Origin of the sequence: Xylanibacter rarus (assembly GCF_001275135.1) — a bacterium.
Classification (GTDB): Bacteria; Bacteroidota; Bacteroidia; order Bacteroidales; family Bacteroidaceae; genus Prevotella; species Prevotella rara.
In genome coordinates this window covers 1-15209 of sequence record NZ_LFQU01000002.1, presented here as the reverse complement: position 1 = coordinate 15209, position 15209 = coordinate 1, and the positions used below count along the sequence as shown (strand labels likewise).

General features: G+C 49.4%; 6 protein-coding genes. All 6 read left to right on the top strand.

Features of this window, described 5'->3' with window-relative positions; genetic code table 11:
• The first annotated feature begins 350 nt into the window (after positions 1-350).
• The 6 genes from ACU52_RS01815 to ACU52_RS01785 all read left to right on the top strand — a co-directional run bounded on the left by ACU52_RS01815 (position 351) and on the right by ACU52_RS01785 (position 15209).
• Positions 351-1778, top strand: a complete 1428-nt coding sequence (locus ACU52_RS01815) for an aspartate ammonia-lyase (protein WP_053397530.1) — start codon at positions 351-353, stop codon at positions 1776-1778.
• Positions 1779-3047: 1269 nt separating this feature from the next.
• Positions 3048-4538, top strand: coding sequence for a cysteine--tRNA ligase (gene cysS / locus ACU52_RS01805; protein ID WP_053397528.1), 1491 nt, complete (start codon positions 3048-3050; stop codon positions 4536-4538).
• Positions 4539-4803: 265 nt separating this feature from the next.
• On the top strand, positions 4804-7443 hold the full coding sequence (locus ACU52_RS01800; protein WP_053397527.1) for a hybrid sensor histidine kinase/response regulator transcription factor: 2640 nt from the start codon (positions 4804-4806) through the stop codon (positions 7441-7443).
• A gap of 700 nt (positions 7444-8143) precedes the next feature.
• Positions 8144-11188, top strand: coding sequence for a SusC/RagA family TonB-linked outer membrane protein (locus tag ACU52_RS01795; RefSeq protein WP_394330564.1), 3045 nt, complete (start codon positions 8144-8146; stop codon positions 11186-11188).
• Between the two features lie 20 nt (positions 11189-11208).
• Complete coding sequence (locus tag ACU52_RS01790) at positions 11209-13032, top strand: RagB/SusD family nutrient uptake outer membrane protein (RefSeq protein WP_021854449.1); 1824 nt, start codon at positions 11209-11211, stop codon at positions 13030-13032.
• Between the two features lie 383 nt (positions 13033-13415).
• Positions 13416-15209 (top strand): glycoside hydrolase family 32 protein, encoded by a 1794-nt coding sequence (locus tag ACU52_RS01785; protein ID WP_053397658.1) that lies wholly within the window; start codon positions 13416-13418, stop codon positions 15207-15209.

Here is a 15209-nt window from a genome sequence, read left to right as displayed (position 1 = left end):
GACAGGTCAAGTTGCAGGAGAGAATGGGAGTGTCCGTGAGGATGCTCCCATCATTTTTTTATGCCAGTTGTGAGGACATACCGGAAAGAACGGGGATAGGACAGATGACTGCCGGTGAGTAGATGACGGTGCCAAGTTTGCCGTTTGTTGACTATTTGTAAGATATATGTACTGCTTTTTAGTCTGTTTTACGCTAATACGTGCGTTTGATGTGTTAAAAACCTGATAATGTTTGGCACAATGAAAAGTTAGCACTATCTTTGACACTGAAAGGAAGGAGGCAGAACATAATGCCGAAACACCTTAATTATATAGTAAAAACACATAATTGAAATATAAACCTTAAAACTATGAATTCAGAAAAGAATATCCGTATGGAGCACGACCTCCTCGGCGCACGTGAGATTCCGGCAGACGCATTGTATGGCATACAGACATTGCGCGGCGTTGAGAATTTCTCAATCAGTAAGTTCAAACTCAGCCAGTATCCTCTGTTCATCAACGGTCTGGCATACACAAAGTGGGCTGCTGCTGAGGCAAACCATCAGCTCGGGCTGCTTACCGATGCCCAGTATGAGGGTATCAAGGCTGCTTGTCAGGACATACTGGCCGGCAAGTATCACGACCAGTTCCCCGTGGACATGATTCAGGGCGGAGCAGGCACCAGCACCAATATGAACGCCAACGAGGTTATCGCCAACATTGCGCTGAAACACATGGGCTTCAAGCCGGGCGACTATGAGCACTGCTCTTCTCACGACCACGTGAACCGCTCACAGTCTACCAACGACGCATATCCTACGGCTATCCACATGGGCATGTATGCCAGCCATCTTGCCCTTGTTCCACATATCAAAGAGCTTATCGCGGCATTCCGCAAGAAGTCGGAAGAGTTTGCACACATCGTAAAGATGGGACGCACTCAGCTCGAGGACGCTGTGCCGATGACTCTCGGACAGACCTTCTCAGGCTTTGCAAGCATACTCGAGGCAGAGCTGCTGCATCTCGACCAGGCTGCAGCCGACTTCCTTGAGGTCAACATGGGCGCAACTGCCATAGGTACGGGCATCTGCTCTGAGCCGGGCTACGCAGAGAAGTGTGTTAAGGCTTTGGCAGAGATTACCGGATGGGACATCACTCTCGCAAAAGACCTCGTGGGCGTAACCTCAGACACATCTTGCATGATAGGCTATATGTCAGAGCTGAAGCGCATCGCCGTTAAGATGAGCAAGATAAGCAACGACCTTCGACTGCTGGCCAGCGGTCCGCGCTGCGGTTTAGGAGAAATCAATCTCCCGGCACGTCAGCCCGGTTCGTCAATAATGCCCGGAAAGGTAAATCCTGTTATTCCTGAGGTTGTAAGCCAGGTTGCGTTCAAGATTATCGGCAACGAGCTTTGTGTCACCATGGCCGGCGAGGCTGCCCAGATGGAGCTTAACGCCATGGAGCCTGTCATGGCTCAGTGCTGCTTCGAGTCAGTAGACCTTATGGCCAACGCATGCGACACACTGCGCACGCTCTGTGTTGACGGCATTACTGCCAACGAGGATAACTGCCGCCGCGAGGTTAACCGCAGCATCGGTATCGTTACAGCCCTCAACCCCTACATCGGTTACGAGCATTCTACAGAGATTGCCAAGAAGGCCATGGAGACAGGCCGCGGCGTTGTTGAGCTTGTGCTTGAGGAAGGAATACTTACTCAGGAAGATCTCGACACCATCCTTGATGCCAAGAACATGGTTCGCCCTGTTAAGCTCGACATCCACCCGAAATGCTAGTTTTGATGTTCCTGCTTTCTGCCTTTAATTTCGTTTAAGGGCTAAGTTGATATTTTCCGTGCCGTCCGGTTCCTTTCATGGGAAATTGGGCGGCACGTCCTTTTGTCATCCCTTATGGTGCGCAGCGTCTCTTTCGCCATGTGGCAGGCTGTGATACATGCCTGCTGATGCCTCTCTGCATCTTCTCAACAAGCCACTCGCCAAAACATGAAAATCAAAAGGCCGGTTTGGGCTTCAAAAACATGCCACTTTTGGGTGAAAAGTGGCCGAGTTACGATGCGTAAACGATAGGTTAATGATTTGAAACCTGTACGCCTGATTTTGATTACAGTTTTTCTTTTCCCGCCTTTCTCTCTGAATGTTCTTTAAGCATAATCGTGCTTTCTCCTTATGATTTTTTGCAGCTAATGGAGGCAGGCGCTGTTGCAGCCTGTCTGTTACCCCAAATCAGTCATTAGATTGCACGTAGCTTTATCAATTTTGTGCATTCCAGTTTTCAGTCCGTCTTTTTATTTCTATTGGCGCAAGGCGCTAAGCGCAAACCAAGTTCAGCGCAGGCTAATTAAACAGCATTTCCCGATAATCTTTGTATTACAATGGTTTACGATAAAATGGAATGTTTGATGATATGTGGACGCACCTGAGGGCGTCCCTACATTGCACTACTTGGAGGCTCCAAAAGTCTTGTTGCTTCTTGTCGCAAGCACTACGTTGGCATTTGACTCTAACTGCTTGAACTCTTTTAACTTCGGCGTAGCCAGTCATAAAAGTGCTGTGAAAAATTTAACGAAAATCTGCTCAGATAAAACAAAAATCCCGACCGAATTTTAATAACAGATTGGGGCTTTAATGTGATTCAAGTATAAATAGCCGGAATGTGAAATCTTATTCAGCGAATATTTTTATCCGTGGCATATAAATGAGAGGCGTGGCTTCTGATGTTCACTTTTGACATATTTTCAAAAAACATTGCATTGATTTTGTTAAACCAATGATTTGCGTTATCTTTGCATAATATAAGCTGCATCTCGGCATAACACTCAAACGTGGTTTGGCGATTCTGCTCTCGATTTGCGTTATCTTTGCATAATAATAAGCTGCATCTCGGCATAACATTCAAGCACGCTTGATGTTTCTGCTCTCGATTTGCATTATCTTTGCATAAGATAATCTGCATCTCGGCATAACGCTCAAACGTATCTTGGTGGTTTTGTTGTCGGGTTGCGTTATCATTCTGTTAATGACATGTTTAATTTTAAACAATAAAATATGGAACAAAAGTTTTTTATATATAACACTCTGAGCCGCCGTAAGGAGCTCTTTGTGCCTATCCACAGCCCCAATGTGGGCATGTATGTGTGCGGCCCTACAGTGTATGGCGATCCGCATCTGGGCCATGCACGCCCGGCAATAACCTTCGACATCCTGTTCCGCTACCTCAAGCATCAGGGCTATAAGGTGCGCTACGTCAGAAACATCACCGACGTGGGCCATCTGGAGCATGATGCCGACGATGGCGACGACAAGATAGCAAAGAAGGCACGTCTGGAGCAGCTCGAGCCTATGGAGATAGCACAGCACTACACCAACCGCTATCACGACGCCATGAGGGCGCTCAACGTGCTGCCGCCAAGCATTGAGCCTCACGCCACGGGACACATCATAGAGCAGGAGGAGCTGGTGAAGCAGATTATAGACAACGGCTTTGCCTATGAGAGCAACGGCAGCATCTATTTCGACATCGCAAAATATAACGAGAAATATCACTACGGCATACTGTCGGGACGCAACCTCGACGACGTTATCAACGCCAGCCGCCAGCTCGACGGTGTGGGCGAGAAGCGCAACCAGGCCGACTTCGCCTTGTGGAAGAAGGCGCAGCCCGAGCACATCATGCGCTGGCCGAGCCCCTGGAGCGACGGTTTCCCAGGATGGCACTGCGAGTGTACGGCCATGGGACGCAAGTATCTCGGCGACCACTTCGACATACACGGCGGAGGCATGGACCTCGTGTTCCCGCATCATGAGTGCGAGATTGCGCAGGCCGTGGCAAGCCAGGGCGACCAGATGGTGAAATACTGGATGCATAACAACATGATAACCATCAACGGACAGAAGATGGGCAAGAGCCTCGGCAACTTCATCACGCTCGAGCAGTTCTTCACGGGCAACCATCCGAGCCTCGACAAGGCTTATTCGCCCATGACGATACGCTTCTTCATCCTCTCTGCCCACTACCGCGGCACGGTAGACTTCTCTAACGAAGCCCTGCTGGCAAGCGAGAAGGGACTGGCCCGACTGATGTCAGGCATCGCCGACTTAGACCGCGTGCCCGTGTCAGACAAGTGCGACGCGCAGACCGAGGAGTTTGTGAAGAACCTGCGCCAGAAGTGCTACGACGCCATGAACGACGACCTTGCCACACCTCAGGTTATCAGCTATCTGTTTGAGGCCTGCGGAGTGGTCAACAAGCTGCTCGACCACAAGGCCAATATCTGTGCCGACTGCCTGAAGGAGCTTGCCGACACGATGCGCCTCTTTGCGATAGATCTGCTCGGACTGAAGGAAGAGAAGGGCAACTCGTCTGACGCACGCGAGGAAGCCTACGGCAAGGTGGTAGACATGGTGCTGAGCCTCAGAGCAAAGGCAAAGGCTGAGAAAGACTGGGCCACAAGCGACCGCATACGCGACGAGCTGGCTGCTGCCGGATTCGAGGTGAAAGACACCAAGGACGGCTGCGTATGGAGACTCGACAAATAATGTTGATGTCATGTTACTGAAACCTGTGATGTGTATGTCAGTCGTGCCTGCCAAATTCTTTGGCTGCGTTATGCCGGCCCGCAGCTTCAGCAGGGCATACGTATGATGCTTCTGTTTACACATCTTATATAATATATAAAGAGCAGCGGCATGTTGGCCGCCCGTTTCCTAAGGCATGCGTGCCGCTGCTCTTTCTTTCAAAAAAGTTTTTTATCCAATGCAGGATAGCCTCTTATGTGAGGCATTAACCAACAGAGGTCAGACTATGAAAAATATTGCTTACGTTTTGTCTTTATTGATGTTAACGCTCATGACGGCCTGTTCCGACCGTAAGGAGTATGTTATAGCCATGTCGCAGTGCAGCGAGGACATCTGGCGCGAAAAGCTCAACACCGAGATGCTTGCCGGCACTTATCTTTACGACAACGTCACGTTGAGGGTGGCCTCGGCCAACGACGACAACGTAAGGCAGACTGAGCAGATAAACGGCTTTGTAAACGATGGCGTCGACATCCTTATTGTCGCCCCAAACCAGATGAACACCGTTACGCCGGCCATCGAGAACGCATACAACAAAGGCATACCCGTAATACTTTTCGACCGCAAGACCGGTTCAGACAAATACACGGCATTTATCGGCGCCGACAACGTAAAGATGGGGCGCACCATGGGCGAATATATCGCTTCGCGCCTTGGCGGCAAGGGGCGTGTCCTGGAGATTACGGGCCTTAAAGGCTCGTCGCCGGCCATAGAGCGCCATCAGGGCTTTGCCGATGCCCTGAAGCACTATCCGGGCATAGAGCTGGTGGCCGTGAGCAGCGGCACATGGATGCAGCAGAGCGGGCGCAAGGCCATGGAGGCCATGCTCGACAGCGTGGGCGGCAACATTGACTACGTGTTTGCACACAACGACCGCATGGCCCTAGGTGCGCGTCAGGCAGCCCAGGCACGCGGACTGGCAGGCCGCATAAAGTTTATCGGCATTGACGCCCTGCCGGGCAAGGGCGGAGGCATCGAGCTGGTGCGCGACGGCGTGCTCGACGCATCATATATCTATCCCACGCGCGGCGACATGGTAATGCAGCTGGCCATGAGCATTCTTGAGAAGCATCCCTACCAGCGCGAGAACCTGATGAAGACAGCCCTCGTAACCAAAGACAACGCCGAGGTGCTGCTGATGCAGGCCGAAGAGATGAACAAGCTAAACGACAAGCTTAACATGATGCACGACCGCGTGAACATGTATCTCACGCAGTACAGCCATCAGAAGGTCTACCTCATGATGTTCATCATCATCCTTGTGCTGCTGGTGCTCTCGTTTGTAGCCTTCTACCGCACCATCGTAGTAAAGCGGCGCATGCGCGAGGATGCAGCCAACGCCAAGCTGGTGTTTTTCACCAACATAAGCCATGAGTTCCGCACACCGCTCACTCTCATTGCCGACCCTGTCAGGCGCATGCTCGAGGCCGACAACCTGACCACGCAGCAGCGCTCCATGCTCTGCCTGGTAAGAAAGAATGTCGACGTCATGCTCAGACTTGTTGGCGAGATTCTCGACCTTCGCAAGATTCAGAACGGCAAGATGCAGCTCACCGTGAGCCGCTTCAACCTGTCGGACAGCGTAGGGCAGTGGGTGGCCAACTTTGCGCCGCTGGCCGACAGCAGGGACGTGGAGCTGAGCGTTGACTGCGGCCACGACATAAACATAGAGGCCGACCTGTATAAGATGGAGCGTATATGCTATAATCTTATCAGCAACGCCATAAAATACAACCGCAAGGGCGGCAGAGTGAGGATAAGTCTTGCTGCCGACGGCGGCATGGCGCGCCTGACCGTAAGCGATACGGGTATAGGCATACCGCGCGACAAGATTAACCACGTGTTCGACCGCTTCTTCCAGGCATCAGCCGAAAACCGCGGAGGCACGGGCATCGGGCTTGCCATAGTAAAGGCCTTTGTCGACCTTCATCACGGACAGGTTACGGCAGAGGCCAACGCCGACGGCGGGGCAACGTTTACGGTGAGTCTGCCGCTGACGCAGCCCGGAGAAACCATAGTGGAGCAGCCTGATGCAGCAGCTTTGGAGACAGGCGACAGCGTTCCGGCAGACATACCTATGAGCGGCGGCGTGGAGATGATGACGGCACAGGACGACGGCGAGCGCAAGTCGATAGTGGTGGTAGACGACAACAGCGACGTTAAAGACTATATCGTCAGCCTGCTCTCGGCCCACTACGATGTCAAGTGCGCGTCCGACGGCCGCGAGGGCCTCGCCTTGTGCGTCAAGTATGTGCCCGACCTGGTTATCTGCGACGTGATGATGCCCGTGATGGACGGTCTTGAGATGTGCCGCCGGCTTAAGGCGGAGACGGCCACGAGTCATGTGCCCGTCATACTGCTCACGGCCCGCACCTTCGACGACCAGCGCGCCGAGGGCTACGACTGCGGCGCTGACGCCTACATAACCAAGCCCTTCAGCAGCAACGTGCTGCTGTCGCGCGTGCGCAATCTGCTCAATGAGCGCATGAAACTGAAAAATATCTATTCGGGTGCCGAGGCAGAGGAGGACAAGGCTGCCGACGATCCTGATACACGCTTTGTGGCCGACTTCAGACATCGCCTGAAGGAGCATCTGTCTGACTCAGAGCTCAATGTGGAGACTCTTGCCGCCGAACTCGGCCTTAGTCGCGTGCAGCTCTACCGTAAGGTGAAGCAGCTCACAGGTTCGTCGCCCGTTGAGATAATACGCATAACGCGCCTGAAGGCCGCCGAGCAGCTGCTGCGCACCACATCGAAGACCGTGTCGGAGATATCCTACGATGTAGGCTTCTCGTCGCCGTCTTATTTCACCAAGTGTTTTAAAGACTATTTCGGCCATCTGCCCAACGAGGGCCGCGGCGTGTAGTCGGCTTGTCAGATAAATATCAGCAAAAAATAATTATTGCGTGGTGTGTATCAAAACTTCATTCTTAAAAAATATGAGCTGATAATTTGAAACTTGAGCATCTCCAAAAAGCTAAATGAAGGGTCGTATAATTACTCAATACAGAGTTTTATACGACCCTTTTTAGTGCTATGGTTATAATCTGTAACTTTGTAGAGTGCCCATTTTAGTTTTGACACACTCTCTCTTTTCATTCCCGGTGCCAACCAGACAAAACAAGACTTCTTAACCTCATATTTATCTTCGGGATTCGTCTGCATTATTGTTCGTCCTGTCTGTTCATTCCTGCCCTGCCGCCGTGTCCAGCCACGGCATATCTCTGTTGCCGCATCAAGGAATATAAAGAAAATGTTAATAAGTGTGTAGCCCTTTTAGGCTTTATTGGCCATGAAACGGGCAAAATAGGCCACAGAAATCGTACAAAGTATGTAAATTTTGTTACATGAACGAAATTTTTAATTCATTGGTATAAAATTGTTAACAGAAATTTCATAATCTAAATAATTTTGCTAGCGACAAAAGTCACGATAAACAATTTATTAAACCATAAAAACGCAGTAAAAATATGAAGAACATTAAACTAATGCTATCAAGCGTAAAGCGTATTGTGCTGTTCTTCGTCTTAATGAGTTTCGGCTTGTATGCCACGGCTCAGACAACGATGGAAGTCAGCGGTACGGTGAAAGACGATCAAGGTGAGACGGTTATTGGAGCCAGTGTGCTTGAAGAAGGTACGACAAACGGTGCTGTAACCGACATAGACGGAAACTTTAAATTAAAGGTGAAGGAAGGCGCCAAGATCAGAATTTCTTATGTAGGTTACAACACAGTGACGCTTCCGGCGCGTCAGAACATGGTTGTAAAGCTCGAGGAAGCCGGAAACATTATGGACGAACTTGTTGTAACAGGTTATACCACTCAGCGTAAAGCCGACCTTACAGGATCTGTGTCTGTAGTTTCGACAGACGACCTGAAGACAAGTCCGGATGCCGACCCGATGCGTGCATTGCAGGGCCGTGTTCCGGGTATGACTGTTACAGGCAACGGTTCGCCAATAGGAACAGGAACAGTAAGAATACGTGGTATCGGTTCGTTCAACTCTTCACAAGACCCGCTTTTCGTAATCGACGGTGTGCCAACAACAATGTCTCTCAACTCTCTTAACACTAACGACATTGAGAGCATGCAGGTGCTTAAGGATGCGGCTTCTGCTTCTATCTATGGTTCGCGCGCGTCTAACGGCGTCATCATTATCACGACAAAGCAGGGTAAGAAAGGCGGCAAGATGAAGGTTGACTTCTCTGCAAATCTTACGGCTTCGTTCTACACATCACAGTCATTGATGAACCTGTGTAACTCTGCCGAATATGCCACTGCAATGGCTCAGGCAGCCCTGAACGACGGAATAGACCCTGTTACATATGCAGCCAACTACGGACTTAATCTCAATGCTGCCAACGGAACCCCTATCACGGTATGGAATCCGGCAACAGAACAGTATGAGAATTATACTGTAAACGGCCGTTATGACGGATTTATCAACAGCGCAAAAACAATGAAATATTCAGATACAGACTGGCTTGACGAGATTTCGCGTACAGGCTTCTCTCAGAACTACGACCTGTCTATATCTAACGCAACAGACAAATATTCGGCATTATTCTCTTTAGGATACAAAAAGAACGAGGGTATATTGAAGTATACTTCGTTTGAGAATATTTCTGCCAGAATGAATTCTTCTTACAACATTAACAAGAATCTTACAGTAGGCGAAAACTTCACCATAACATGGTCGAGACAAGTTGACTGTGCGCCAATGGAGAATGCCTTGAAAATGGCTCCTATCGTGCCGGTATATGAGACTGACGGAACAACATTCGGTGGTCCTGTAGGAAGCATGTCCGACCGTCAGAACCCGCTCCGCGAGATGTATCAGAACCGTGATAACCATCTTGACTACTGGCGTCTGTTCGGTAATGCATACGTAGAGCTGAAGCCGATTGAAGGCCTTGTGCTCCGTTCAAGTTTCGGTATCGACTTCTATACATCTTTTATACAGTCGATGAATCATACATTCCATTCAGATATCGTCAACAACAACGTTGCAAGCACAACGCTCTCTAACAAGAATGATATGAACTGGACATGGTCTAACACAGCCACTTACAACTTTACGCTTGCCGACAAGCATGATTTCTCTGTTCTGCTGGGTGTCGAGTTGTCAAAGCAGAACTCTATCGACTGGTCAGGCTACAATGAAGGCTATGCACTCGAAGATCCTGACTATATGTGGCCTAACGCTGCAACAGGCACAGCCCGCGTTGCCGGCGCAATGGTAGGATACAGGCTCGCTTCTTTCTTCGGTAAGGTTGACTATAATTATGATGATCTTATCTTGGCTTCGTTCACGATGCGCCGCGACGGTTCTTCACGTTTCGGCAAGGGCAACCGCTGGGGTACATTCCCCGCAGCCACATTAGGCTTCCGTGTATCCAAACTGCTTGAAAAAGACTGGTTAGACGACTGGAAAATACGTTTGTCATGGGGTAAGACCGGTAACCAGGCTATAGACAATAACGCACAATTCGGACTGTATGTCGCTGATTATGGATTAGACCGTATAACCTCTACAGCCTATGACCTTTTCCTTCAGGGCTCGGGCACATTCCCTTCTGGATACCGTGCCACACAGCTGCCTAATGCAAACCTGAAGTGGGAGTCGGCCACACAATATAATATAGGTACAGACTTTACGCTGTTCCACAACATGCTCTATGGTTCTATCGACTGGTATATCAAGGATGTTGACGACATGCTTATCAATCCGGCATATATCGGTACAAAGGGCGAGGGTGGTGCAACATGGATGAATGGTCCTTCGCTGCGCAACTGGGGTATGGAGTTTATGCTCGGATACCGCAAGACACTGCCATGCGGACTTGGACTCGACATCAACGCCAACGCCGACTTTTTCCGCAACAAGGTTACATCACTGCCCGAAACAGCAACAGGCTCTTATGCTCATACGTCTAAGGAGAATCTCGTAGAGTCAGGACAGCCTTATGGTTCAATAGTAGGATACGTTGTTGAGGGACTTTATCAGACACAAGAGGAAGTTAATGCATCCGGTCAGGCCAATGCGCGTGTAGGCGGACTTAAATACGCCGACCTCGACAAGAATGGTGTTATCAACTCTGATGACCAGGATTGGATCTACAATCCCGTTCCTAAGTTCTCTTATGGCATCAACATAGGCCTTACATATAAAGGTTTCGACCTGAGCATGTTCTGGCAGGGCGTTTACGACAAGGATGTTTATAACAACCAGAAATTCCAGACAGACTTTTGGGCTGTTACTGACGCAGGATCTAACAAGGGTAACCGACTGCTCAACGCATGGAACACCAACAATACCGGCTCAACCATCCCGAGGCTGTCAACGACCAATACTGCCGACGAAGGCCGCGCATCAAGCTATTTCGTTGAGAACGGATCTTATCTGAAACTGCGTACGCTGCAGGTGGGATACACATTCCCTTCAAGTCTTATTTCAAAGCTTAAGATGACAAGTGCACGCGTTTATCTTTCAGGCCAGAACCTGCTTACAATAAAGAGTTCAAGCCTTACATGTCCTGATCCGGAGAACCCGGACTGGAACTATCCGTTGTCAACATCACTCTCATTCGGATTACAATTAAGTTTCTAACATTTTAACGATTTATCAAAATGAAAAAGATATATAGCATATTAGCAGCATGCGTCCTGGGCCTTACGCTGACAAGCTGTGACGATTTTCTTGACTATACTCCTACTGCTGTGGTAGACGAGGATAAGGCCTTTTCTGATCCTGAAGGAATGGTAACCTCTGCTTACGCCATGCTCGGCGACTGCTGGTTCTCATATCCGTTTAATCTCTTTCCTTATGGAGACATAACGTCTGACGACTGTCTTAAGGGTGGAAGCGGACCTAATGATACAGGATATCATGCCATGGATATATGGACAACACTGACTTCTACCACTCCGGGTGAGATGGACGAGCTGTGGTATCGTCTTTATTGTGCCGTGTCTCGCTGCAACCGTGCATTGCTGTCACTTGAACGTAACGGCGAGAGCAAGCTCGGAGCCGAGACTACACGCCAGCGTGTGGCTGAGGTTAAATTCCTCCGTGGTCATTTCTACTATAAGCTGCTCACCGTATTCCGTAAAATACCTTGGATTGATGAGAGGGTAGAAGATGACGGAACACAGGAGTCTGTAAGAAATGACCAGTACACTTATGAAGAACTCTTCGGCAAGATTATCAGCGACTTTAAGGTTGCTTACGATGTTTTGCCGGTAAAAGAGCCGGGCCAGGACGGCCGTGCCAACAAGGTGGCAGCCGCTGCATACCTTGCAAAATGCTATCTTAACCTCGCATGGGGTAACGGATATGAAGCAGGTACAGGTGTTGACCACATCAACACAAACTATATGGACAGCGTTGTGATATACACCGACGAAGTTGTCAACTCTGATTACGGTTATCTCGAGGATTATGGCGACATTTTCCTTCCCGAATATAAGAACAGTAAAGAGTCTGTGTTTGCAGTACAGTGTTCTGACTATGAGGATGACCATACTACTTACGGCCGTGCCAACTGGTCGGTAATGCTTAACGGCTGCTGGGGTATGTGGTCTTGCGGATGGGATTTCCACAAGCCTTCTCAGAACCTCGTAAATGCCTTCAAGACAAAGGACGGTCTGCCAATGTTTGACAATTACAACGACAGTGTTGACTATCCTATCAACGGACAGCCTACTGCACAGAAGTGGGATCCGAGATTGTTCCATACTGTAGGAATGCCATCTTTCCCATACAAATACGAGAAGGAATATACGCAGACTATGGCTAACTCTCGCGACGCTACCGACTATGGCTATTATACATCGCTTAAGGAAGTTCCGCAGCGTTCTAAGGGTGAGACCTTCAATGATTCATGGCAGGCTTTTGCAACAAACGACTATGTAATACGTTATACAGATGTCATGCTTATGCGTGCTGAAGCACTTATCGAACTCGGCCGTCTGTCTGAGGCCCGCGTCATCATCAACGATATCAGACGCCGTGCTGCCAACTCTGTGAACAAGCACATTGAATATGCTGCCGACCAGTGCCAGATAGCAGAATATCCTGTTTCTCCGTATTTCGACAACAAGGAGAACGCACGCAAGTGCCTGCGCTGGGAGCGCCGTCTTGAGATGGCTATGGAGAACGGACGCTTCTTCGACCTGCGCCGTTGGGGTGTTGCTTCTCAGACACTTAACGCTTACTTCGCAAGCGAGCAGAACTCTACATACAGCTTCTTCGACCACAACGGCAACGTGATGGAAGGCGCGCCAGTATCATACGATGAAAACGGCAATGTTACAAGTGCCAGGGAACAGCATTACGGACAGTATTACCGCGATGCTCACTTTACGGCAGGCAAGAACGAGTTCTTCCCGATACCTTATAATCAGTTGTTCTACATACCTGGATTATACACCCAGAATCAGAATTATGATTAAAGGATAATTGCCGGTTGCATTCATGGAATAGAAGATGATAGGTATTTTAAGTTGATGAAGATACATCCGGCGGATGTGCGATGTATTTTGCATAAGATTTCGTGCGGATGTATCTTTTAAAGGTAATAAGATTGTTTTTAAAAGGATATTGCCAATATTGTATACATTGGTAAAATTATAATGACGGCGGTCGTGTAGGTGCAGCGTGCAGGAATGCTGCCGACATTGCAGATTCATAAAGGATACAGCATAACAGAAGAGTGTGCCTTGTTAAGTGCTGAAACGTATTTTGAACAAATAACAGCTCTGATCAGAACCTGCAAAATATTAACCGTTCCGTCTTGAATAGAGAAAAATTTTTAGGATATATAAAGAATATAATCATGAAAATAAGAAATATACTTGTAGCATTACTTCTTGGAACAGCCTCTTTTCAGGTGGCTGCACAGAATTGTAATGTGTCTTTCCTGAGCAAGTCGCATTGTATTATGCGCGCTGAGGGCAATAGCCGCTACGTGCTGCTGCCTGTGCAGGAGTCATCAGAAATAGCCAATGTCAAAGTGATTGTTGACAATAATGTTGTAAAGACATTGAACGTAAAGCTTGCCACAGACAATATAGACTATTACGTTCCGCTGGACATCTCGAAGCTTGGCGGCAAGAAGGTGTTGTTCGACTTCCATGTAAACGGAGTTGACGGCAAGCCTACGGCAATGAAGGATTATGCCTGCTGGAAGAACATTTCATATGCCGACACCTTTGACACTGCTAACCGCGAGAAGTTCCGTCCCGCATATCATCACACGCCTGCATACGGCTGGATGAACGACCCTAACGGAATGTTCTATAAAGACGGCGTATACAATCTTTATTATCAATACAATCCGTACGGTTCACAATGGGAGAACATGACCTGGGGACACTCCTCAAGCCGTGACCTCGTAAACTGGACCGACGAAGGCTTGGCCATTGAACCCGACGGCCTTGGCACAATCTTCAGCGGCAGCTGTGTGGTTGACAAGGACAATACCGCCGGGTTTGGTGCCGGAGCCGTAGTGGCATTCTACACCACGGCAGGCGAGAACCAGACGCAGAGCATGGCCTACAGCACTGACAACGGAAAGACATTTACCAAATATGACGGCAACCCAATTCTGACTGCCGACGTGCCAGACTTCCGCGATCCGCACGTGTTCCGTCACGAAAAGAGCGGCCGCTGGATTCTGATTCTGGCAGCAGGGCAGGAGATGCGCATATACTCTTCGGCCAACCTGAAAGACTGGACCTATGAGAGCAGCTTCGGCAAGGGCTACGGATGCCATGAGGGCGTGTGGGAGTGCCCCGACCTCTTTGAACTGCCTGTTGAAGGCAAAAACTACAGCAAGTGGGTGCTTGTGTGCAACATAAACCCCGGCGGACCTGCAGGCGGCAGCGCCACACAGTATTTCACCGGAACATTCGACGGCCACAAGTTTACCTGTGACACAAAGCCCGAGGTTACAAAATGGGCCGACTATGGCAAGGACAACTATGCCGGAGTAACTTTTGACAACGCTCCCGACGGACGCCGCATAATGATAGGCTGGATGAGCAACTGGCAGTATGCCAACCAGGCGCCCACACAGCAGTATAGAAGTGCCAACACCATTGCGCGCGACCTGTATCTCTATACAGACGGAACGACAGAATATCTGGCATCGAAGCCTTCTGTAGAGAACGAGAAAATGAGAGGAAAGGCTGCCGTGAAGAAGAATATTTCAGGCTCGAATACCATAAGCAAGATGTTCAGCAAGCCGCGCGGCACCTATGAGGTGGTGCTCACTCTGGGCAATGACAATGCCGGCAACGTTGAACTTGTGCTCTCTAACACAAAGGGCGAGAACGTAAGCATGATGTATGATGCAGCCAAAGGCTCTCTGAGTTTCGACCGCCGCAAGAGCGGAAACGTTTCGTTCAGCGACCAGTTCCCTGCCGTGTCTGTGGCCCCCGTTGTAGGATCTAAGCTCAACGAGCTGCGCCTTTATGTAGACAACTGCAGCGTTGAGGCCTTTGCCAACGGCGGACGCTCGGTTATGACCAACCTCGTGTTCCCGTCAGAGCCATACAACAGCATATCAGTTAAGTGCGGCGGCAAGAAGAAGTCGGCCTCGCTCGTTGTATATCCTTTAAACAAATAA

Excerpts from the sequence above, each read along its gene's own strand:
- ACU52_RS01815 (WP_053397530.1), top strand. The coding sequence starts at position 351 with ATGAATTCAGAAAAGAATATCCGTATGGAGCACGACCTCCTCGGCGCA.
- ACU52_RS01790 (WP_021854449.1), top strand. The coding sequence starts at position 11,209 with ATGAAAAAGATATATAGCATATTAGCAGCATGCGTCCTGGGCCTTACG.
- ACU52_RS01795 (WP_394330564.1), top strand. The coding sequence starts at position 8,144 with ATGGAAGTCAGCGGTACGGTGAAAGACGATCAAGGTGAGACGGTTATT.
- cysS (WP_053397528.1), top strand. The coding sequence starts at position 3,048 with ATGGAACAAAAGTTTTTTATATATAACACTCTGAGCCGCCGTAAGGAG.
- ACU52_RS01785 (WP_053397658.1), top strand. The coding sequence starts at position 13,416 with ATGAAAATAAGAAATATACTTGTAGCATTACTTCTTGGAACAGCCTCT.
- ACU52_RS01800 (WP_053397527.1), top strand. The coding sequence starts at position 4,804 with ATGAAAAATATTGCTTACGTTTTGTCTTTATTGATGTTAACGCTCATG.